The sequence below is a fragment of the Anoxybacillus sp. B2M1 genome (assembly GCF_001634265.1).
Taxonomy (GTDB): Bacteria; Bacillota; Bacilli; order Bacillales; family Anoxybacillaceae; genus Anoxybacteroides; species Anoxybacteroides rupiense.
Map to the genome: position 1 here is coordinate 3,424,427 of NZ_CP015435.1, position 23,211 is coordinate 3,447,637.

Here is a 23,211-nt window from a genome sequence, read left to right on the forward strand (position 1 = left end):
GCCAATGGACGAGCTCCTTCATCGTCTGCTCCACCGGAAAGATTTCCGGCAGCGATATGAGCAGCTAAAACATGAGATTTTGTCTCACCGAGAAGTACAGGCCTTTTTGCGGGAGCACAGGGATCAGGTAACAAACGTTATTTTGGAACGAGGTTTAATGAAATTATATGAGTTTATCCAACAAAGTAAAAATTGTGAGCGCTGTCCAAGCTTAGGCGAGTGCCGCAATCTTCTCAAGGGATACCACCCGCGTCTTGTGCTCCATGGAAATGCTATTGATATTCAATATGACCGTTGTCCAACGAAGATCAAGCATGATGAGCGGAAACGGCAGGAAGCGTTAATTCAAAGCTTATTTGTACCGCGCGAAATTTTACAGGCTTCGTTATCAGATGTCGATCTTGCCGATGACGGACGAATGAAGGCAATTGAGCGAGCGGAGCATTTTGTAGCAAATTATGAACCGGGAAAAAAGATCAAGGGGCTTTATTTATACGGTTCTTTTGGTGTTGGAAAAACTTATATTCTTGGAGCGATTGCCAACGCGCTGGCACAAAAAAAGGTGTCCTCTCTCATCGTCTACGTACCTGAATTTTTTCGTGAACTCAAGGGATCTTGGCAGGATCAAACGATGAACGAAAAATTGGATTATGTCAAAAAAGTTCCCGTCTTAATGCTGGACGATCTTGGGGCCGAATCCATGTCAAGCTGGGTGCGTGATGATTTGCTAGGTCCGATTTTGCAATACCGGATGCTGGAAAATCTTCCGACTTTTTTTACATCGAATTTTGATTTGCAGCAGTTAGCCCACCACTTAACGTATTCCCAAAGAGGCGAGGAAGAACAAATGAAAGCGGCGCGCCTGATGGAACGCATCCGTTATTTAGCAGATCCTGTGGAGATAAAAGGAAGAAATCGCCGTTTAGACTAAGCGAAGTGAACGGATCGCTTGTTTTTCTGATTCTAAATCAACGCGTCCTCCCATATATATAGAACAAGCATTCACTTACAAAGGGGGGACGACATTGATTGAGATTTACTTCGAACAGACAAGCGACGCAGAAAAATTTTTTGATCTTTTGCAAGAAAAAGTGAACGGGACAACCCGTCCCTATTTGCAATTGAAGTACGATGGAAATTCTTTAGTTACGATTGACATAGACCAATGTGTGGATGAAGCTATTTCATCGTGCGTGGCACCTGCGATTACGCAGTTTATTCTTCGTTTTATTGAAGATCGGCTGCTGCTGTCCATTATTTCTGGAACATTTTATTTTAAAAACGAGGAAGAGCAGTATCAAATTTTGCAATTAACTCATTCGTTCCTTGAGGGGGAACGATATGATTATCGAAGCGGGAAAAAAAGCACCATGTCGCGTGATGCGCTCATTATGAATGCACTTTTACCATTTTTAAAAGATAATCTTTCTTTTTCACTCACCTCGTTTGTTACATTCCGGCTGAAACGATATATGGAACGATTGAATCATTATGTCGAACTGGCCATTGATGAATATAAGCTAGAGCAAGAATATCAAAATTTTGTGCAAATACTGCGCGATTACGTGGCAGAACGGGAAGCCAAGTGGCGGATTGTTCATCTTGTTCATCGCTCTTCGGACTTTCTTTTTTTTGATGAACAGTTTCGCCATGTGACAAAAAAGGAGTTAACCCAGCTGATTGACCGCAATTTGCCTGTCAGTCAGCCGATGTATATCGATTCTTCTGTATTAGCGCCGCTTGTTTCGATTGCTCCTGAATTGGTATATGTCTATACTTCATGTGAAGATGACGGAATGATTCAAACGCTACAAAATGTGTTTCAAGAACGGCTTCGCTTTTGTAAACCGACGGATTTTGCCGATGCCCAGACGGCCATGTCGATAAATGATCGATCGACTTGATTTTTCTCATCAGACATTCTATAATAACGTACATAATGAAACATGTGGAAAAGTCATGATGAGGACATGGGTGTATTTTTACGGTTTCCAGAGAGGGAAGGCTTTGGCTGTAACCTTCCTAACACGGAAAATGCACTTACCGCCTCGGAACTTCAGCAGTGAACGATTGTAGGAGTTATTTTTGCTTTTCTGCCGCTTTCCTCGAACAAGGACGCCAACAGGCAAATTCATTTGCAGTTCATTGTTCGAAGGGAGCCGTGCGGTTCGCTCGCCTGGCTGGTCGAGCATGTCGGCCGCGACAGAAAAGCTGTAGGCAGTCCAAACTCGCTGCGATCAAGTAATTGCTGACGGAACGCACCGTTATGCGATTCGAGCCATCGCTACTCACTTGGGCTTTTGTGGCCGATTGGGTGAGAGAGCGGTGGGAAGAAGGGTGGAACCACGAATTCAACTCGTCCCTTATTGGAGGGGCGAGTTTTTTATTTTTATATGAATATTCAAAAAGGAGTGAAAAGCGATGTCAGAGGTTATCCGTATTACATTTCCTGACGGGGCAGTGAAGGAGTTTCCAAAAGGAACGACAACGGAAGAAATTGCTGCTTCCATCAGCCCTGGATTGAAGAAAAAAGCCATTGCTGGAAAATTAAACGATACATTGCTTGATTTACGTACACCGATTCATCAAGATGGAGCGATTGCAATCATCACACAGGACATGCCAGAAGCGCTCGAAATATTACGTCACAGTACAGCCCATTTAATGGCCCAGGCAATCAAGCGCTTGTACAAAAATGTAAAGCTGGGCGTTGGTCCAGTCATTGAGAATGGCTTCTATTACGATATTGATATGGAAGAATCATTGACACCAGAGGATCTTCCAAAAATTGAAAAAGAAATGCAAAAAATCGTGAAAGAAAACTTGGAGATTGTCCGCAAAGAGGTGGATCGCGAGGAAGCGATTCGCCGTTATGAAGAAATTGGTGACAATTTAAAACTTGAGCTCATCAACGACATTCCTGAAGGAGAAGTTGTTTCCATTTATGAACAAGGCGAATTTTTCGATCTTTGTCGCGGCATCCACGTGCCATCGACAGGAAAAATTAAGGAATTTAAGCTCTTAAGCATTGCGGGCGCGTATTGGCGCGGGGACAGCAAAAATAAAATGCTCCAGCGCATTTACGGCACGGCCTTCTTTAAAAAAGAGGATTTGGAAGCACATCTTCGTTTGCTGCAAGAAGCGAAGGAGCGTGATCACCGCAAGCTTGGGAAGGAGCTTGAGCTCTTTACAACGTCGCAAAAAGTGGGACAAGGCCTGCCGCTTTGGCTGCCGAAAGGTGCGACCATCCGCCGCACGATTGAACGATATATTGTGGATAAAGAGATAGAACTTGGCTATCAGCATGTGTATACACCAGTGCTTGGAAGCGTTGAGCTATATAAAACATCTGGACACTGGGATCATTATCAAGATGGCATGTTCCCGCCAATGGAGATGGATAACGAACAGCTCGTTCTTCGTCCGATGAACTGTCCGCATCATATGATGGTATACAAAAACAAAATCCATAGTTATCGCGAGCTGCCGATTCGCATTGCTGAGCTTGGAACGATGCATCGCTACGAAATGTCAGGGGCTTTGACAGGGCTGCAGCGCGTGCGCGGCATGACATTGAACGATGCCCATATTTTTGTTCGTCCAGATCAAATCAAAGACGAATTTAAACGAGTCGTCAACTTAATTCTTGAAGTATATAAAGATTTTGGCTTAAACGAATACTCATTCCGCTTGTCTTACCGCGACCCGCATGATAAAGAAAAATATTACGATGATGATGCGATGTGGGAAAAAGCGCAAAGCATGCTGCGTGAAGCGATGGACGAGCTTGGGCTTGAATATTATGAAGCGGAGGGAGAAGCGGCGTTTTATGGTCCAAAGCTAGATGTGCAAGTGCGCACGGCGCTTGGAAAGGATGAAACGCTGTCGACCGTTCAGCTTGATTTCTTGCTGCCAGAGCGTTTTGATTTAACATATATCGGCGAGGATGGAAAACCGCACCGACCAGTTGTCATCCATCGTGGCGTCGTGTCCACCATGGAACGCTTTGTCGCTTTCTTAATTGAAGAATATAAAGGAGCGTTCCCTGCATGGCTTGCTCCAGTGCAAGTGGAAGTCATTCCAGTATCGCCAGCCGTTCATGCCGACTACGCGCATCAAGTGAGAGAAGCGCTACAATCGCAAGGATTTCGCGTGGAAGTTGACGAACGCGATGAAAAAATTGGCTATAAAATTCGCGAAGCACAAATGCAAAAAATTCCGTACATGCTTGTTGTTGGAGACAACGAGGTAAAAGAGCAGGCTGTCAATGTCCGCAAATATGGCGAACAAAAAAGCGAAACGATGCCTCTTGCCGCTTTTATCGATGCATTCAAGGCAGAAGTGCGCCGTTGAAAAAAAGTGTTGCTAAAATAGAAAGAGTTAGATATAATAGTATGCGTTGTGTTGAAAAATGCTTATATTGACATGCTGCTTCCAATATGGTAATCTATATAAGTCAAATTGAATACTTGTTTGTGACAAAAGCAGAAGCACCCGGCTTCTCACCTGTCTGACGCGGATCGCTGTTAGCGGGTTGTTACGGTTCGTCTATGAAAAGTCCGATCGTAAAAGCATGGGTGTCGTATGCACTCATGCTTTTTTGTATGCAAGGCTGCGAGTCTTCCAAAGCCCCGTATTCTTCATGAGTATATGGTGGAGAGGAAAGACAACGGCCAAGCAAAAATGAAACGCAGAAACGAGTGTTTCGCTTCGGTTTCCTAGCAAAGGGTGCATTATGCAAACAAGTCATTCGTAAAAAACCTTGGAGGTGGCTAGTTATTAGCAAAGATTTTATCGTTAACGAAAGCATTCGTGCGCGCGAAGTTCGTTTAATTGATCCAAACGGAGAGCAATTAGGCATTAAATCAAAACAAGAGGCGTTGGAAATTGCAGCCAGATTGAACCTTGATTTGGTTATGGTCGCGCCAAACGCTAAACCACCGGTATGCCGAATTATGGATTACGGCAAATTCCGTTTTGAGCAACAAAAGAAAGAAAAGGAAGCGCGTAAAAAGCAAAAAGTCATTAATGTGAAAGAGGTTCGTTTGAGCCCGACAATTGAAGAGCATGATTTTAATACGAAGCTTCGCAATGCGCGCAAATTCCTTGAAAAAGGCGATAAAGTAAAGGCAACCATTCGCTTTAAAGGGCGGGCTATTACCCATAAAGAAATTGGCCAGCGCGTGTTGGACCGTTTTTCTGAGGCCTGCGCTGATATTAGCGTTGTTGAATCTGCTCCGAAAATGGACGGACGCAGCATGTTTTTAGTGCTCGCACCGAAAAACGACAAATAACCGAACGAGGAGGATACACCCTATGCCAAAAATGAAAACTCACAGAGGCTCTGCAAAGCGTTTTAAAAAGACGGGTACTGGTAAATTGAAGCGTTCTCATGCGTTTACTAGCCACTTGTTTGCTAATAAAACTCAAAAGCAAAAACGCAAGCTTCGCAAAGGAACGCTTGTATCTTCTGGAGATTTTAAACGTATTCGTCAAATGCTAGACAACTTAAAATAATTTTTGGAATGAAACATAATCGTAGGAGGGAATAACAGATGCCACGTGTTAAAGGCGGAACAGTAACGCGCAGACGTCGCAAAAAAGTTCTTAAACTTGCAAAAGGCTATTTCGGTTCTAAGCATCGTTTATATAAAGTCGCAAACCAACAAGTAATGAAATCATTAATGTATGCATATCGCGACCGTCGTCAACGGAAACGTGATTTCCGCAAGCTTTGGATTACGCGTATCAACGCGGCAGCTCGCATGAACGGACTTTCTTACAGCCGTTTAATGCATGGCTTAAAGCTTGCTGGTGTAGAAGTAAACCGCAAAATGCTTGCTGAGTTGGCTGTAAACGATGCAGCAGCATTCGCGCAACTGGCTGATATTGCAAAAGCTAACTTAAATAAATAAAGAGACAGATGGAAGTTGTAGACAAAGTCGGTGTTGACTTTGTCTACAACCATTTTAAGCATCATGTATTTCCACATCAGGCCGGATGTAAAACGCTTAACCAAACATGGAACGAAGCCGGATGAAGACGCGAAGCGAACAAAAGAAGCTCATGAGCGGGCGAACGCGGTCATTGGCCCAAGATGCAAGCGTTGAACAACAGTCTGTGATGACCATTCTCCAAACGAGAATGGTCATTTTTTCATCAGCATGGTCATCCGGTCATGACTCAAGAGAGGTGGAGAGGAGCATGGAATGGTATATGGCGATTGTGAATGCCGTTAGCTTTTTAATAATGGGGCTTGATAAACAGAAGGCAAGAAAAGGGAAATGGCGGATTGCTGAGCGGACGATCTGGTTGTTTGCTTTTGCCGGAGGCGCAATCGGAGCAGCCATTGGCATGTATGGCTTTCACCATAAAACGCGACACCGCCTCTTTCGTTATGGATTGCCGCTTTTGGCTATTTTCGATATGCTTATTTATGTTATTCTTTATCAATAGCGGGGGAGAAGAAAATGAACGTACAAATGCTTTATTCATTGCAGCGCCAGCTTGATGAACGAATTGAGACACAGCATGGGCTGCAACATGAAAATCTTGTCGACCGGAAAGTGCTAGCTTTGCTTGTTGAGCTTGGAGAGCTCGCCAATGAAACACGCTGTTTTAAGTTTTGGAGTGTGAAGCCGCCAGCGCCGCAAGACAAGATATTAGAAGAATATGTGGATGGCTTGCACTTTATTCTATCGCTTGGTTTGGAATGCGGATTTGATTTTACAGCTGATGATCGAGTATCAGAGACTCGTTCGTTAGTTGAACAGTTTTTATTCGTTTTTCAAGCTGCCCACCAGTTTTATGAAGCCAAATCTTTGGCAAGCTACCAGCATTTATTTGCTGAATATTTGCGTTTAGGCAACCAACTAGGTTTTTCCCTTGAGCAAATGGAACAAGCCTATAGGAAAAAAAATGAAATTAATCACGAACGGCAAAATCAGAATTATTAACAAATTTTGTACATTGGTACTTCTTTTCGCTATAATGGGGATGAAGTACATATGAAAGGAGTTTGAATATGGCAAAGCTAGATCCGACGTTAACCATGCTAAAGGAATTAACCGATGCCAAAGGTGTGCCCGGCAATGAACGAGAAGTGCGGGAAGTCATGAAAAAATACATAGCTCCTTATGCCGATGAGGTCACAACAGACGGGCTCGGCAGTCTTGTCGCGAAAAAAGCAGGAAAAGAAAACGGTCCGAAAATTATGGTGGCTGGCCACCTTGATGAAGTCGGTTTTATGGTGACGCAAATTGATGAAAAAGGATTTATCCGCTTTCAGACGCTTGGAGGCTGGTGGGGACAAGTGATGCTCGCCCAGCGTGTCACCATCATCACGAAAAAAGGAGAAATCACCGGTGTGATCGGTTCAAAGCCACCGCATATTTTACCGCCGGAGGCGCGCAAAAAACCGGTCGAAATCAAAGATATGTTTATCGATATCGGCGCATCTAGCCGCGATGAAGCGATGGAATGGGGGGTGCGCCCGGGTGATTCGATCGTTCCGTATTTTGAATTTACGGTCATGAATAATGAAAAAATGTTGCTTGCGAAAGCGTGGGACAACCGTATTGGCTGTGCCATTGCCATTGATGTATTAAAGCAGCTGAAAGATGTCGAGCATCCGAACGTCGTTTATGGTGTTGGTACTGTTCAAGAAGAAGTCGGATTGCGCGGCGCGAAAACGTCGGCAAATTTCATTCAACCGGATATTGCGTTTGCTGTCGATGTCGGCATTGCTGGAGATACACCAGGTGTTTCGGAGAAAGAAGCGATGGGCAAACTCGGTGCTGGCCCGCATATCGTGCTATATGATGCGACGCTCGTGTCGCATAGAGGGTTGCGCGAGTTTGTCATTGATGTAGCAGAAGAATTAAATATCCCATACCATTTTGACGCGATGCCGGGCGGAGGAACGGATGCGGGCGCTATCCACCTGACGGCAAGCGGTGTTCCGGCGCTGACGATTGCCATCCCGACACGTTACATCCACTCGCATGCTGCGATGCTTCACCGCGACGATTATGAAAACACGGTGAAACTACTTGTCGAAGTGATTAAGCGCCTTGATGAAGCAAAAGTGAAAGAGATTACGTTTGATTGAGGAATAAACGGACTGTCATACGATGTAAGAAGAATGCTCCATTTCATACGATGGAGCATTTTTTGTTAAAAATGCTTGGAAATAATGGAAAGACGAACTCAATCCAATATGGGCTGTGAGGGGGAAAGTCAATGGCGTCTTTGAATGCATGGGATCCAAGTTTATATGATAAAAAGTTTCGTTTTGTTTCTGATCTCGGAAAAGGAGTCATTGAATGGCTGAATCCACAAGCAGGGGAGAGAATCCTTGATTTAGGTTGTGGCACGGGCGATTTGAGCTATGAAATTTCTAAATCAGGAGCCATTGTTGTCGGAATGGACGCATCTTCTGAAATGATTGCGAAAGCTCGTGAAAAGTATGAAGATATTTGCTTCATTGTAGACAACGGGGAGTCATTTCGAACAAGTGAGCTGTATGATGCAGTGTTTTCCAATGCAGCATTACATTGGATGAAAAATGTGGAGAAGGTGGTTGAATCCATTTTCCTGTCATTAAAGCCCAACGGAAAGTTTGTGGCTGAATTTGGTGGAAAAGGAAATATATCAGCGATTGTTCAAGCGATTCAAATGGTGCTAGCGCAGTACGCCGGAATTTATGAGAAGAGGAACCCGTGGTATTTTCCGAGCATTGGAGAGTATAGTGCGTTGCTTGAAAGGTATGGATTTCGCGTGTTGCACGCAATCCATTTTGACCGTCCAACTCCACTGGCTGATGGCGAACAAGGCCTTATCCACTGGCTTGATAGTTTTGCCGGCGATTTTTTTCTAGGAATCGATGTAGAAGAAAAGCTATTTCTCTATGAAAAAATAAAAGAATCACTAAAGCCTTATCTATGGAAGAGAGGAGAATGGGTGGCGGATTACAAGCGCATACGCATTGTCGCGGTGAAAGAACAGAAAGCCTTATGACCTTTTTAATTTTAAGGGAGGTGCCGATGATAAAAAAAGCGTGGCTATTCATCATGGCCTTTGTTATATTCATTGTTGCTTGTTCTCATCCAAAAGATGCGGAGAATCAACTTTCTGATAAAATACCTGTCACTATCAAAATCGTAGATCAAGACGGCCAATATTCTAAATTCTTGGTCCATGTCGTTTCAGAAGGATATCAAAACAAAAACATTGCTCATATTCCTCAAGTTCAATTGATGATTGTAAATAGTAAATCCCTTAAGTTGCATTTATATTCCGGCGTTACTTATACGTTTGAGGTTTCTCCTACTCACTACCGCACGATTGACGAGTATGTGAACTACTCACCACTTAGCTAAAGCTTGAAGTGGGAGCTTCTCAGTTCCACGACGAAAGCCGCCTTTCGTCTCCCTGAGCGTGACTTCGGGTCGTTCCAACCCTAGATGTCCGACAATTCGGAGTTCTTTTGTACCTTGGATATTTTACGCATGGAAGGATCAGCTTGGTTTTCGCATTTTATTTTCTCCATGCAACCTCCTATATCCAGTTATGAAAGAACGACATAGGTTTATTTTACCACAGGGTCAGACAATTGAACAGGCAAAAGCCTGTCCTTGTCCGAAGTCGATTCATCTCCCACTTTCATCAAGCTTCGCAAGATTTAGAAGTGGGAGACTTCTCGACTGAAGAATGTTAAAAAATAAAAAAGAGGGCGTAAAGGATAGCGAGAAAGAACGGTTACCAACGGGGAAAGCAACATTTACGCCTCATGCAAAAAATGTGTCATTAACCATTGATCTGAAATAGATAAACTGGATTATCAGCATTTGTCCCAAAATAGGCAGAGGATGAACCCGCTCGTCTTTGACTATTACAAAAATGGGAATGTTGTTTTGGAATCGTTCATGCGTTCCCATCTTTTCGTTCACAGATGCAACAACCGACATAAACAAAGACATCGACTTAAAAATCAGTCATAAAGAAAACGCCGTCCCGCTGCATCATTTGATGGAAAGCAGCGGGACGGACATTTTCGAGAGTCTGTTTTATTGTTTTACTGCCTGCTCAAGCGTCACTAGCATATCATTTTTTTGTTCCGGGGATGAGTGATTCCAAATCGCTTCAAACAAAACGCCAAGACCTGGCAAATATTTTTCCTCGCCGCGTTGGATCGCATCCATAATCGTATCTTCAAGCTGTTCTTTTGTATTGTTGGCTACATTGTGCATGACTGCATGCCGTAAATTTAGATCCAAATTCCTCACCTCGCTTTATGTATTACACATTTATTTTTGTCGTCGTTTTCGTTTATTATGTATAGTGACAGGCAAAAAAGAAAAGGAGAATGGAGATTGAAACGGATTGAATCGACAAAAAATCCGCAAGTAAAGCAGTGGAAGAAGCTGCTGACAAGAAAAGAACGAGACAAGACAGGGCTTTTTCTGATTGAAGGGTTCCATTTAGTGGAGGAAGCTTTAACAAGCGGTGTTTCGCTTGTTCAATTGATCGTTGAGGAAAGCAAGACCATTCCTTCAGAATGGAATGTGGCTCATATTCCAATTACAGTTGTTACAGAAGGAGTAATGTGGGAGATCAGCGATACGGAAACCCCGCAAGGAATTGCGGCCGTATGCAGGCAATTAAGCGATGAATCGCTTGATTGGAGCAAAGCGAAGCTGCTTCTTGTGGATGCGGTGCAAGATCCGGGGAATGTGGGGACGATGATTCGCACAGCTGATGCGGCCGGCGTGGATGCTGTGATTCTTGGAGAGGGATGTGTAGATGTGTACAATCCGAAAGTCATTCGCGCTACACAAGGTTCGCTTTTTCATTTGCCGATCATCCGCGGTTCCCTTAGCAAATGGATGCAAACGTTAAAGGAAAAAAATATTCCAATTTACGGGACATCTTTAGAAAATGGCGATGATTATCGAAAAGTACACGCTAGCGGTGCGTTTGCTCTTCTTGTCGGCAATGAAGGAAGCGGCGTCAGCAAGGAATGGCTTGAGCAGACGACGAAAAATTTGTACATTCCTATTCATGGACAAGCTGAATCACTGAACGTGGCAGTGGCCACCGGGATTTTGCTTTACCATTTGCGGGGATAAACGTAAAAGATACACTACTGAATGAATCCTAAAAGAAACGATTCCATATGGAAAAGCATTGTTCCATGCGGTTATTGAACGGCTCGATGTACAAAATGCCCGAAATGGAACAAATGAAGAGGGGCATTGCTCATTTGCAAGGAGAGGTGAAGCGGTTCAAAGAAGACGCCTCTGCGCAAAAAGAAGATGTGGCTATGTTAAAAAAGAGAGAGTTCCAGTTTAACATCATCCACCGAGAAGTCTTCCATTTCTTAACGAGGGGGAGATGGGGAGGTTCGTCAGAGGAACAAGCACGGCAAGTAGAGCGGCTTTCGGCTCACACAATGGAGCAAGAAGCTGATATAGTGGAATGGCGAAGCATGAGATAGTAATCGTATATGTTTGTTCGCTCAGCAGATAGTGGTTGCAACAGATGGATGGATTGCCTATAATATAAAAATAATGAAATAAGAAAAATAACGATGAAAGAGAAGAGTAGCTTGTCCCTCGCCATCCAGGGAGAAAACGCCGGAGACTGGGAGCGTTTTTATGGTAGAAGCAAGTGAATTCACCTCTGGAGTTGACGCTTGGACCATTTTGCTATTGCAAAATGTAAAGGCGTTCCGGCCATGGCCGTTATCGCAATGAAGTGAACAGCGCTTTTTCGCTGTTAACAAGGGTGGTACCGCGATTTCACTCGTCCCTTATGCAGGGGGCGAGTTTTTTATTTTTGCATAGAGGAGGTTTTTTCATGAAAGAACGTTTACAGCAGCTTCAGCAAGAGGCGCTTGAAAAAATTACGCAGGCGAATGACTTAAAAGCGCTCAATGAGGTGCGCGTAGCGTATCTCGGCAAAAAAGGACCGATTACCGAAGTGCTGCGCGGAATGGGAGCATTGTCTCCTGAGGAACGCCCAGTGATGGGGGCGCTTGTCAATGAGGTGCGTGAAGCGATCCAAACAGCAATCGAAGAAAAACAAGCAGAGCTTGAGCAACAGGAGGTCGAGAAAAAATTAGCAGCTGAAGCGATTGATGTAACGCTTCCAGGGCGCCCAGTGCGCCGAGGAAATCATCATCCTTTGACGCGCGTAATTGAAGAAATTGAAGATTTGTTTATCGGCATGGGGTATACGATTGCCGAAGGGCCAGAAGTCGAAAAAGACTATTACAACTTCGAGGCTCTCAATCTTCCGAAAGGTCATCCGGCGCGCGATATGCAAGATTCGTTCTATATTACAGAGGAAATTTTGCTGCGCACGCATACATCTCCGGTACAGGCGCGCACGATGGAGAAGCATCAAGGACGCGGTCCTGTGAAAATCATTTGCCCGGGGAAAGTATACCGACGGGACAACGACGATGCGACGCATTCACATCAGTTTACTCAAATTGAAGGGCTCGTTGTCGATGAGAACATCCGCATGAGCGATTTAAAAGGAACGCTGCGCGAGTTTGCCCGCAAGATGTTTGGCGAAGATCGCGACATTCGTTTTCGTCCAAGCTTTTTCCCGTTTACGGAGCCGTCTGTGGAAGTGGATGTCTCTTGCTTTAATTGTGGCGGCCATGGCTGTAACGTATGTAAAGGTACAGGCTGGATTGAAATTTTAGGGGCTGGAATGGTACATCCAAATGTATTAGAAATGGCCGGTTTTGATTCAAAAAAATATACCGGCTTTGCGTTCGGGATGGGGCCTGAACGCATCGCGATGCTGAAATACGGCATTGACGACATCCGCCATTTCTATCAAAACGATGTTCGTTTCTTGCAACAATTCAACCGGGTGTAAAGGGAGGTTTGATGGATGTTTGTTTCATATAAATGGCTGCAGGAATATGTTGATTTAACAGGAGTAACAGCAAAAGAATTAGCAGACCGCATCACGAAAAGCGGAATCGAAGTGGAAAGTGTTGAAGTGTTAAACAAAGGGGCGAAAGGCGTCGTGATCGGCCATGTCGTGGAGCGTGACCAGCATCCAAACGCCGATAAATTAAGCAAATGCCTCGTCGATGTTGGTGAGGGAGAACCGGTGCAAATCATTTGCGGCGCTCCGAATGTCGCTAAAGGACAAAAGGTAGCAGTCGCAAAGGTTGGCGCGGTATTGCCAGGCAATTTCAAAATTAAACGTGCGAAATTGCGCGGTGAAGAATCAAACGGAATGATTTGCTCATTGCAGGAGCTTGGCATCGAGCCGAAACTTGTGCCAAAAGAGTACGCTGACGGTATTTTTGTGTTTCCTAGCGATGCTCCGGTGGGAGCCGATGCGCTTGAACTGCTCCATTTGGATGATGAAGTGTTGGAGCTTGGTTTGACGCCGAACCGCGCGGATTGTTTAAGCATGATCGGTGTCGCTTATGAAGTGGCCGCGATTTTAGGCCGAAGCGTGAAGCTGCCTGAGAGGGGGGTTCATGAAAATCATGAAGATGTTCACCATTACATTTCTGTGCGCGTCGATGCACAAGAGGATAATCCTCTTTATGCCGGACGAATTGTGAAAAACGTCAAAATTGGCCCATCACCGCTTTGGATGCAAGCGCGCTTGATGGCGGCCGGCATTCGTCCACACAATAACGTTGTTGATATTACAAACTACATTTTGCTTGAGTACGGCCAACCGCTTCATGCTTTTGATTATGACCGCCTTGGCTCCAAAGAGATTGTCGTCCGCCGCGCGAAAGCGGGTGAAACAATGGTAACGCTAGACGATGTCAAACGAACATTAACCGACGATCATCTTGTTATTACGAACGGAAGCGAGCCAGTTGCGTTAGCCGGAGTGATGGGCGGCGCGAATTCCGAAGTGCAAAATAATACGAAGACGGTATTTATTGAATCGGCCTATTTTACAAGTCCGATTATCCGCCAAGCGGTAAAAGACCATGGCTTGCGCAGCGAAGCGAGCACGCGCTTTGAGAAAGGGATCGATCCAGCGCGTACGAAGGAAGCGCTGGACCGTGCGGCAGCGTTAATGGCGGAGTACGCAGGCGGTGAAGTGGTCGGTGGCGTAGTGGAAGCAAATACATGGCAGCTGAAAGAAGTGACGGTCACAATTACGCTTGATCGCATTAATCAAGTGCTTGGCACAGCGATTACGAAAGAAGAAGTGGCCCATATTTTGACGAACTTGCAATTTGCTTTCACGGAAGATAACCAAACGTTTACGGTAACTGTGCCATCACGGCGCCGCGATATCGCCATTGAAGAAGATATCATTGAAGAAGTGGCACGTCTGTACGGCTATGACAACTTGCCGGCCACTCTCCCAGTTGCTGAAGCCACTCCGGGCAAGCTGACCGCATATCAGGCGAAACGCCGCAAAGTGCGCCGTTATTTAGAAGATGCTGGCTTATTCCAAGCGATTACGTACTCGCTCACCAATGAGGCGAAGGCGACGATGTTTGCGCTTGAGGCTGCCGCGCCGATTCGTTTGGCCCTACCGATGAGCGAAGAGCGAAGTGTTCTGCGGCAGAGCCTGGTGCCTCATCTGTTAGAAGCAGCCAGCTATAACCGCGCTCGCCAAGTCGAAAACGTATCGTTATACGAGATCGGCTCTGTCTATTTGCCAAACAGCGAGAGCGAGTTGCCAAACGAAAAAGAACGTCTTGCTGGAGTGATGACAGGGGCGTGGCATGTGCACTTATGGCAAGGAGAGAAAAAAGCGGTTGATTTCTATGTAATCAAGGGGATTTTAGATGGATTGTTTGCGCTGTTAGGACTGGAAAACCATATCGAATATAAACAGACAAAGCGAGAGCACCTTCATCCAGGGCGCACAGCCGAGATTTTATTGAATGGAAAAACAGTGGGGTTTGTCGGTCAGCTTCACCCGATTGTGCAAAAAGATTTTGATTTGAAAGAAACATATGTGTTTGAGCTTGCCTTGTCTGATGTGTTACATGTGGAAGTAGAAGAGATTCGTTATACAGCCATTCCACGTTTCCCATCTATCATACGCGATATCGCGCTCGTTGTCGATGAGCAGACTGTCGCCGGCGAGGTACAAAAAGCGATTATCGCCGCTGGCGGGCAGCTGCTAAAAGATGTAGCGATCTTCGACGTATACAAAGGCGACCGCTTGCCAGAAGGCAAAAAATCGATCGCGTTTTCACTTCGTTACTTCGATCCAGAGCGAACGCTTACGGATGAAGAAGTTACGGCTGTTCACGAACAAGTCATTAAAGCAGTGGAACGACAATTCGGCGCTACGTTGCGCGGATAAAAAGGAAATCCCCATCTTATGCCAAGGCGTAGGATGGGGGTTTTTATCATCATGAACTTTTCCGTACTAAAAATAACTTACCTCCCACTGTTGAAACATAGAATCTGTTTTTGAATATATGTCCCAGCTTGATTATTCGATTTATATCGCTCGCCAATAGATCCAATACCGAAAGCTTATATCATTGATTTTTTCCAATGATTGAAACGTTTTTACTTTTTCCTTATACCGATTTTTCAATCTGAATCAATCGATCTTTATATTTTTTTGATTCCATGTGTCATTTTTTTGATATAATACCAGTTCAGAGAAATTAAACTTATAGGTCCCCCTCTCTTTATTTTATGGAATAATTTTGAAACCTATTGTAGCCTATGTTCGTTATTATAGAGGGAGGGGAATGGATGAACATGATCTCATATCTTATGAGGCTGTCTTGATCGAAGCATGGCTGTTCTATGATTTGAAAAAAGAGAATTCGTTGAAGGTTCATTCATAGGGAACCGTGTAGCGATTTTTTGTTTTTTCTTGGCGCTTGGAGGATGGCTTCATGTAGGACAGCAAGAAAGAAGGGATCAGAAAACGAGGCAAAGGAGAGAAAAAGCTTATGAACCCGCTTTTGCAGTTAAAGAATGTCCGAAAAGATATTGGAAGTAAAACGATTATTCATGATTTGTCACTCGAGGTATTTGCCGGTGAAGTATTTGGCTTTCTTGGGCCGAATGGAGCCGGAAAAACGACAACCATCCGGATGATTGTGGGATTAATGGATATTACGAGCGGCGAAGTGCTGATCAATGGCATCGATGTCGCTAAAAATTTTGAAAAAGCGATTCGGTATGTTGGCGCTATCGTTGAAAATCCAGAAATGTATAAATTTTTGACTGGGTACCAAAACTTGCTGCACTATGCCCGGATGACAAGTGGAGTGACGAAAGACAGAATTGATGAAGTGATCAAACTAGTAGGATTAGAGCATCGCATTCACGACAAGGTCAAAACATATTCACTCGGTATGCGGCAGCGTTTAGGACTCGCCCAAGCACTGCTTCATCGTCCCTCTCTGCTTATTTTAGACGAACCGACAAATGGACTTGATCCTGCGGGTATTCGTGAAATTCGCGATTATTTACGGAAGCTGGCCAGAGAAGAAGGATTGGGAATTGTTGTATCCAGCCACCTTTTATCTGAAATGGAGATGATGTGCGACCGTTTTGCGATCATCCAGCATGGAAAGCTAGTGACGATTGAAGCGGTACAGGAGCTGTCAAAACAAGCGCAAAAGGTATTATGGATCGTAGACCCGATTGAAAAAGCGGCACAGGTGGTTCAAGAACGCTTTCCTCACTACCATGTTCAGCAAAGTGGACAAGGAATAGAAGTGGACATCGATTATCACGACATTCCAAAGCTCAATGCCGCTTTAGTAGCCGAACATGTCCAAGTATACGGAATTCAGGTGCTAGCAAAATCGCTGGAAGAAAGATTTCTTGAAATGACGGGAGGAAACGAAATTGTCTAACTTTTTTTCACTTATTCGCAATGAAAACATGAAAATTTATTATCGGTTTGGCACATGGTTTATGATTGGGTTGCTCGTGCTAGTTGCCGTTGCCGGTGCGATTATCGTCAAAACAAGCTATCGCGAACCGACGGACTGGAGAAAGGAGGTAACAGCAGAGACTGCTAGTTTTAAAGCAAGTTTAGAAGAAGGGAATATTTCAAAAACATATAAAGATTATTTAACACAGCAGCTGAAAATTAACGAATATCGTCTAAAACATGATATTAAACCGATCGCGTCCAATACATTTTGGGGATATCTTGAAAGCTCGGCTGGCATGATTTCTCTTGTTACGTTGTTTACAATCATTGTCGCCGCAGGAAGTGTGGCTAGCGAGTTTTCATGGGGAACGATTAAACTGCTGCTGATCCGGCCGACAAACCGCGCTAAAATTTTGCTTTCGAAATACATGGCTGCTTTGTTGTTTGCGATTGGGTTGCTCGTTCTTTTGTTTGCGGTTTCCGCGATAAGCGGCGCTGCCCTTTTTGGGATCGAGACGATCAAAGATCCGTATTTAGCGTATCAAAACGGCGAGGTCGTAGAAAAGAGCATGATATGGTATGTATTGCAAATGTATGCGCTCAATTGCGCTGACTTAGTGATGATGACCACTTTCGCTTTTATGATTTCGACCGTTTTTCGCAATCAATCGCTTGCGATTGGCTTAGCCACTTTTTCCTTATTTATTGGTCCGCAGATCACATATTTCTTAGCGATGAAATTTGACTGGGCTAAATATTTGTTGTTTGCCAATACCAATTTGTCCCAATATCTTGATGGAATGCCGATGGTCGAAGGAATGACGATGTCGTTTTCGATTATGATGCTGCTTCTTTATTTTCTCGTGTTTAATGCACTTGCATGGTTGATTTTTCAAAAGCGTGACATCGCTGCTTAAAAGAGGAGGACACGAACGATACAAGAAGGATGCCGGATTTTAAAGGCATCCTTTTATGCTGAAAAAGCAGCGATCAGTTTCAAAGTTCATTCGGTGATTGGATCTTTTCGAAAAAATTATTTGAATGGCAACATCATTCACTGAGAAGTCTCTCATTTCTTTAACCAAGTGTCGATGGGAGACATGCATTTATCGGGTGGTTCCGTCCCTGCTTAGCGAACTACCCTATGTTTTGGACATGAGAGCATCGGAAAGTAAGACCATATGATGAAGAATGGCTATCTCTATATTTTGGAAGGCTACATGCTATAAGCCTCGCATAAGAATGCTATTGCGACATAAAATATATGTGCGGTTTTTTGGCGTCTCCGATTTCATCTCATTCTTTCGCTTTTTATTATGGCATGATCAATATTTTCTCATTGACTTTTTCGAGTGTAATAGTTATATTGTTTAATAGTTAAATAGTTTAACTATTGGGTGGTGATTTTTTGCAGTCGAAAAAAGTAAAAGAGCTGGTTGAACGGTATCTTTCCGTTTCATTTGATGTGATGAAAAGGGGGGCGATGCTTGTCAAGTGTGAGCTTGACGAGGACATAACAAACGATCAATATTATTTGCTGCGCTATATGTACAAGCGAGGCATTTGCACCTCGACAGAGCTTGCTTCCGCATTTATTGTCAATAAAAGTGCGATTACTGCGATGACCAATCGTCTTGTAGAAAAAGAAATGGTTCGCAGGATACGTGATGAAAAAGATCGCCGCGTTATTTACTTAACATTAACCGAAAAAGGGATGCAGTGGTTTCAAGAGACAGAAGAAAAAATTCATAAACTTGTCGGATCATTCATAACTAAATTTTCAGAGCAAGAAATTGAAATGTTTCTTCAACTGTATGAAAAACTGGCAGCTGCTTTGCATGAAATGGAGGTAGAAGCGTGAGGGCGATTATTAAAGGGAAATGGTTGGTATTAGGCATATGGGTGCTTGCAGCTGTGCTGTTAGTCATGACAGCCCCGAATATGGCCGACCTTATTCGCGAAAAAGGACAAATTACGGTTCCGAAAGGATATTCCTCGACCTTAGCTTCCGAGATCTTGGAGGAAGTCCAGAAGAAGCAGAAAACGGGTGATGAATTGAGCGTGGCGCTTGTGTTTCACCGCGATGGGAAGTTGACCGATCGGGATTGGAAAGAAGCGGAACAAGCGATTGAACAATTAGAAAAGAATAAGGATAAGCTTGGTATTACACAAATTGTATCGCCTTTTCAAGAAAAGGAGCTAAAAGATCAGCTTGTGTCCAAAGATGGAACCACTATCCTCACATCGCTTAAAATAGAGCAGAACGATCGCAGTGCCAAACAAATGAGCGATGCGTTGTACAAGGCGATTGATAATATTTCGTTAGAGCACTATTATACAAGCGGCTGGATGATCGATGAAGATGTTGTAGTCAGCTCGCAAGAAGGGCTAAAGAAAACAGAAGGGATTACAGTCGTCTTTATTTTAGCGGTTTTATTAATTGTGTTCCGTTCACCAGTGGCGCCGTTTATTCCGCTGCTCGCAGTCGGAATCACATATGTCGTATCGCAATCCATTGTGGCCTTTTTAGTTGACCAAGTGAATTTTCCGCTTTCGACGTTTACTCAAACCTTTTTAGTGGCGGTATTGTTCGGAATTGGAACAGACTACTGCATTTTGCTTTTAAGCCGTTTTAAAGAGGAATTGTCGCGGCATGAAACCAAAACAGAGGCTATTGTGGCCACGTATCGCACTGCTGGAAAGACCGTGTTATTTAGCGGATTTGCCGTTATGATTGGTTTTGCGGCGATCGGGTTGTCAACATTTAAGTTATATCAATCCGCCGCAGCTGTTGCCGTCGGGATTGCTGTGCTTCTCATCGCGCTGATGACACTTGTTCCATTTTTTATGGCGGTGCTTGGTCCAAAGCTATTTTGGCCATTAAAAGGCTCGCTTGAGCATAAACAAAGCAAGCTATGGGAAGTAGCAGGACGCTTTTCCTTTGCCAAACCGCTTGTATCGCTCGCGATTGTAGCGGTGATTACGCTTCCTGTCTTATTAACATATGATGGGAAATTGTCGTTCAACTCTATGGAGGAGATTGGTGACCATTATTCATCGGTTAAAGCATTTAATATTATTGCCGATAGCTTTGGTCCAGGAGAAGCGATGCCGACGCAAATTGTCATGAAAAATGATGAAAATATGAATTCTGATGCATATTTTTATTTAATTGAAAAAATGAGCAGAGAAATTGAGAGGGTCGATGGCGTCGACCACGTTCGCTCTGTCACTCGGCCGACAGGAGAGCCGATTGAGCAGCTGTTTGTGACAGAACAAGCAAAGCAGCTGAAAGATGGAATTGGCCAAGGAGCAGACGGCATCGAACAAATTCGCTCCGGATTAAGTCAAGCAAGTCAACAGTTGTCTGCTTCTGCGCCGCAATTGAAACAGGCGACAGATGGGATTCAAGGGCTTGTATCAGGCACGAATCAATTGAAAACAGGAGTCAGCGATTTGCAGAAAGGATTACAGCAAATTGAGAAAGGCGTTCGCAATGGCTCAGTAGGGGCTGGAGAAATTAAAAATGGCCTTGCATCCGTGCAAGCAAATGCTAAAAAATTGCTTGCAGGAGCAGAACAGCTTCTGCAAGGCTATGAAAGCGCCGGTTTTGGATTATCGTCATTGCTTGGGCAATATGAACAAATACAGTCCGGCATGAGTGTGTTATCACAGCAATTGTCAGCGGTAAATGGTTCGTTGAATCATATTGAGCAAACACATCCGGAGTTACAGCAAGATGCTGAGTATCAACAAACAAAAGCAGGAGTGGCTCAGCTTGCCGAGCAGTCCAAGCAAATGGCTGGAGGATTGGCCCAACTGAATGGCGCATTGCAAAAGACAACCGCCGGTGTGCGCCAAGCCAATCGTTCGTTTCATGATCTGATTGCTGGACAAAAAGCGCTGATTGATGGCATGACCAAATTAATCGTTGGATTGGAACAGCTGCAGCAAGGAATGGATAAAGCTGCGGACGGCCAGCAGCAAATTGTTCAACAATTGCCGCAACTCGCTAATGGATTAAATCAAGTGAATAATGGACAGGAGCAGCTATTGATAGGTTTTTCACAGCTTGATGGGCAAATGAATGAGCTTATCGGGGGATTAGACCAAAGCGTGAACGGGCTCAAACAGGTCGAAAATGGCCTTGGCTCTGCACAAAGCTACCTCTCTGAGTTATCATCTTCGCCAGATGAAGAATTAGCGGGATGGTATATGCCAAAACAAGTGCTTGAAAGCCAAGAATTTGCTCAGGCTAAAGAAGCTTATATGTCGAAGGATGGAAAAGTTGTCACCATAGATGTTGTATTTAAGAAAAATCCTTATTCGACAGAAGCAATCAATCAAGTGAAAGAACTGAAGCAGGCCATTAAGCGAGCGGTTAAAGATACAAAATTAGAAAACGCCAAAGTAGGAATCGGCGGAGTTACAAGCGTTTATTCAGATTTAGACCAAGTTTCGCAAAAAGATTATTCGCGCACGGTCATGTTTATGTTTATCGGAATTGCGCTGATTTTGATCGCTTTATTGCGCTCGTTTATCATGCCGATGTATTTGATTTTATCGCTTGTATTGACATACTACACGTCGATGGCTGTCACAGAATTGATTTTCGTCAATCTGCTAGGTTATGCCGGAATTAACTGGGCAGTGCCGTTTTTCGCTTTTGTGATCTTAATGGCGCTTGGCATTGATTACAGCATTTTCTTAATGGATCGTTTCAACGAGTATAAGGATAAGCCAATACAGGAAGCGATGATTGAGGCAATGAAAAATATGGGAACGGTCATTATTTCTGCCGTTGTCATTTTAGGCGGAACATTTGCAGCTATGTACCCATCCGGCGTGCTTTCATTGCTGCAAATTGCGACCATTGTTTTAACAGGATTAATTCTGTATGCTTTTATCGTCCTGCCGCTATTTATCCCTGTGATGGTCAAAACGTTCGGAAAGGCGAACTGGTGGCCGTACATCAGACAATAAATAGTTTTTTCTTAGCCATAAAAACCGGAGCAAGAGAGATGTTGTGCTCCGGTTTTTGTTTTTGAACAGTTGAAGATCTAGAGGAGACGGACAAAAGCTATATAAGAAGTAAGCAATGCCCAGATGGTCGAAAAAAAGCTATGCGTTCCCGCTTCGATATAATTGGAGGATGAGATTGAAAAACGGCTTCGCTTCTTTACTTATCGCCCTGTTTTCCTGGATGGTTACTTACACTTCATAGCGATTTGCTTCGCTTTTTCCGTATTGGCGAAATGGAGTTTGGCACATGCTTCGAGAGAGGCCTCGCCATGGGTTTGAATGAGGCTGGCGGCCGCTCTGTCAACATGCTCTCCTGCGCCTTTAGGGAGATTCATTCCCATTTGCTCGCTTAATTTGTCCATTTCGTGCAAAAATAGATAACGGGCAATGATCGAAGCGGCCGCTACCGCGATATGGACCGTTTCTGCTTTTGGAATGCAATAGACGTGATCGCGGATGACATGGCGTTCCCCTTCTAGATAGAGAAAATATCGATCACGTTCAATAAACTGATCAATGATAATGGCTTCAGGTGATGCGGGAGCCAGCTTTTGTACAAGCTTTTTGATCGCTTCATTATGAAGCAGCGCCTTTATTTTTGTTTGCGGCATTCCGTTTTGTTGCCACTGGTTATAAGTGTGGTTTGAAAGCACAGCTTGCTCATACTCGATTTTTTCCATCAATAAAGGAGCAAGACGGCAAATCGCCTCATCTGTCAATTGCTTCGAGTCTTTGACGCCCATTTTTGCAAGTGAAGAGATTTGCTCTTTAGCGACATAAGCGGCCACAACGACGATCGGGCCGAAATAATCGCCTGTCCCTACTTCATCAGAACCGACGGCAGACACAATGGACAATCGCGAAGAAGATGTGTTTTGCTCTTTCAATGTCGGCTGCTGTGAAGCAGGAATGCTCCATATTTGTGCTTCTTTCTCTGCTTCTTTCCCTTGGAATAGCACCTTTCCTGATCGGTAGGCAGTAATCGTGCAGCCATTTTTTTTGGCAACAAATAAAGCGCCGGCAGGAAGATGCCCTGTTATATACGAATTATAATACTGTTCCATGCGCTTTATCGTACTTTCTGTCGCTTGTATAACATAATGAGCCACTATCTTCACCTTCTTATCAATGGATTGGGATGTTGAATCATCCTTGTTTTTTCATTCGATTCTTCGCGTTTCGGCTGTAATCACTCCATGTTTCTTACTATTTTGACCGATCATGAAGAAAAATCGATTTCATTTTATGATACTATCATAAAGAATGGAATGCTGTCTTTTAAGCTTTCGCTATGTACATAGCGAAAGCTTGAAGAAAGAA

21 protein-coding genes and 2 other annotated features are annotated in these 23,211 nt (G+C 44.0%); of the genes, 19 read left to right on the forward strand and 2 right to left on the reverse strand.

The features are described 5' to 3' along the window. Positions 1–4 precede the first annotated feature (4 nt). The 11 genes from dnaI (at position 5) to GFC28_RS16705 (ending at position 9,380) form a co-directional block, all read left to right on the forward strand. Positions 5–931, forward strand: a complete 927-nt coding sequence (gene dnaI / locus GFC28_RS16655; RefSeq protein WP_221212038.1) for a primosomal protein DnaI — start codon at positions 5–7, stop codon at positions 929–931. Between the two features lie 94 nt (positions 932–1,025). Next, positions 1,026–1,904 (forward strand): putative sporulation protein YtxC, encoded by an 879-nt coding sequence (gene ytxC / locus GFC28_RS16660; protein ID WP_044745965.1) that lies wholly within the window; start codon positions 1,026–1,028, stop codon positions 1,902–1,904. 517 nt (positions 1,905–2,421) lie between these two features. Next, positions 2,422–4,353 (forward strand): threonine--tRNA ligase, encoded by a 1,932-nt coding sequence (gene thrS / locus GFC28_RS16665; RefSeq protein ID WP_044745966.1) that lies wholly within the window; start codon positions 2,422–2,424, stop codon positions 4,351–4,353. Between the two features lie 123 nt (positions 4,354–4,476). Continuing rightward, positions 4,477–4,608, forward strand: a sequence feature (ribosomal protein L20 leader region). Positions 4,609–4,748: 140 nt separating this feature from the next. Beyond that, on the forward strand, positions 4,749–5,294 hold the full coding sequence (gene infC, locus GFC28_RS16670; protein ID WP_080862150.1) for a translation initiation factor IF-3: 546 nt from the start codon (positions 4,749–4,751) through the stop codon (positions 5,292–5,294). 22 nt (positions 5,295–5,316) lie between these two features. Next, on the forward strand, positions 5,317–5,517 hold the full coding sequence (gene rpmI, locus GFC28_RS16675) for a 50S ribosomal protein L35 (protein WP_044745967.1): 201 nt from the start codon (positions 5,317–5,319) through the stop codon (positions 5,515–5,517). A gap of 38 nt (positions 5,518–5,555) precedes the next feature. Beyond that, complete coding sequence (gene rplT, locus GFC28_RS16680) at positions 5,556–5,915, forward strand: 50S ribosomal protein L20 (protein ID WP_044745968.1); 360 nt, start codon at positions 5,556–5,558, stop codon at positions 5,913–5,915. Between the two features lie 121 nt (positions 5,916–6,036). Next, complete coding sequence (locus GFC28_RS20135; protein WP_312856943.1) at positions 6,037–6,456, forward strand: DUF1294 domain-containing protein; 420 nt, start codon at positions 6,037–6,039, stop codon at positions 6,454–6,456. A 14-nt stretch (positions 6,457–6,470) separates the two neighbouring features. Beyond that, entirely contained in the window at positions 6,471–6,956 is a 486-nt protein-coding gene (locus GFC28_RS16690; protein ID WP_044745970.1) for a dUTP diphosphatase, read from the forward strand. A gap of 68 nt (positions 6,957–7,024) precedes the next feature. Continuing rightward, on the forward strand, positions 7,025–8,110 hold the full coding sequence (locus GFC28_RS16695; protein WP_044745971.1) for a M42 family metallopeptidase: 1,086 nt from the start codon (positions 7,025–7,027) through the stop codon (positions 8,108–8,110). A 131-nt stretch (positions 8,111–8,241) separates the two neighbouring features. Then, the gene (locus tag GFC28_RS16700) at positions 8,242–9,018 is read left to right on the forward strand and encodes a class I SAM-dependent methyltransferase (protein ID WP_172798664.1); all 777 of its coding nucleotides are present in this window, start codon (positions 8,242–8,244) and stop codon (positions 9,016–9,018) included. Between the two features lie 26 nt (positions 9,019–9,044). Beyond that, positions 9,045–9,380 (forward strand): hypothetical protein, encoded by a 336-nt coding sequence (locus GFC28_RS16705; protein ID WP_052661021.1) that lies wholly within the window; start codon positions 9,045–9,047, stop codon positions 9,378–9,380. A 687-nt stretch (positions 9,381–10,067) separates the two neighbouring features. Here the strand turns inward: GFC28_RS16705 and sspI are convergent. Further along, the gene (sspI, locus tag GFC28_RS16710) at positions 10,068–10,277 is read right to left on the reverse strand and encodes a small acid-soluble spore protein SspI (protein WP_044742995.1); all 210 of its coding nucleotides are present in this window, start codon (positions 10,275–10,277) and stop codon (positions 10,068–10,070) included. A 96-nt stretch (positions 10,278–10,373) separates the two neighbouring features. Between sspI and GFC28_RS16715 the strand changes: the two genes are divergently transcribed. From GFC28_RS16715 to GFC28_RS16750, 8 genes are all read left to right on the forward strand, one after another. Beyond that, positions 10,374–11,129, forward strand: coding sequence for a TrmH family RNA methyltransferase (locus tag GFC28_RS16715; protein ID WP_044742994.1), 756 nt, complete (start codon positions 10,374–10,376; stop codon positions 11,127–11,129). A 47-nt stretch (positions 11,130–11,176) separates the two neighbouring features. After that, entirely contained in the window at positions 11,177–11,497 is a 321-nt protein-coding gene (locus tag GFC28_RS16720) for a hypothetical protein (RefSeq protein WP_044742993.1), read from the forward strand. 84 nt (positions 11,498–11,581) lie between these two features. Next, positions 11,582–11,816, forward strand: a binding site (T-box leader). Positions 11,817–11,859: 43 nt separating this feature from the next. Further along, the gene (pheS, locus tag GFC28_RS16725; protein WP_044742992.1) at positions 11,860–12,894 is read left to right on the forward strand and encodes a phenylalanine--tRNA ligase subunit alpha; all 1,035 of its coding nucleotides are present in this window, start codon (positions 11,860–11,862) and stop codon (positions 12,892–12,894) included. 15 nt (positions 12,895–12,909) lie between these two features. Beyond that, a complete protein-coding gene (pheT, locus tag GFC28_RS16730) occupies positions 12,910–15,324 on the forward strand; it encodes a phenylalanine--tRNA ligase subunit beta (protein WP_044742991.1) in 2,415 nt (804 codons plus the stop codon). Positions 15,325–15,931: 607 nt separating this feature from the next. Then, entirely contained in the window at positions 15,932–16,846 is a 915-nt protein-coding gene (locus tag GFC28_RS16735; RefSeq protein ID WP_044742990.1) for an ABC transporter ATP-binding protein, read from the forward strand. Next, positions 16,839–17,786 (forward strand): ABC transporter permease, encoded by a 948-nt coding sequence (locus tag GFC28_RS16740; protein WP_052660954.1) that lies wholly within the window; start codon positions 16,839–16,841, stop codon positions 17,784–17,786. The genes GFC28_RS16735 and GFC28_RS16740 overlap by 8 nt, the downstream gene beginning before the upstream one ends. A 491-nt stretch (positions 17,787–18,277) precedes the next feature. Continuing rightward, a complete protein-coding gene (locus GFC28_RS16745; RefSeq protein ID WP_044742989.1) occupies positions 18,278–18,730 on the forward strand; it encodes a MarR family winged helix-turn-helix transcriptional regulator in 453 nt (150 codons plus the stop codon). Beyond that, entirely contained in the window at positions 18,727–21,852 is a 3,126-nt protein-coding gene (locus GFC28_RS16750) for an MMPL family transporter (protein ID WP_044742988.1), read from the forward strand. The genes GFC28_RS16745 and GFC28_RS16750 overlap by 4 nt, the downstream gene beginning before the upstream one ends. A 224-nt stretch (positions 21,853–22,076) precedes the next feature. Here the strand turns inward: GFC28_RS16750 and rnhC are convergent, their stop codons facing one another. After that, positions 22,077–23,000: a ribonuclease HIII gene (rnhC, locus tag GFC28_RS16755; RefSeq protein WP_044742987.1), complete on the reverse strand. Its 924-nt coding sequence runs from the start codon at positions 22,998–23,000 to the stop codon at positions 22,077–22,079. Positions 23,001–23,211 lie beyond the last annotated feature (211 nt).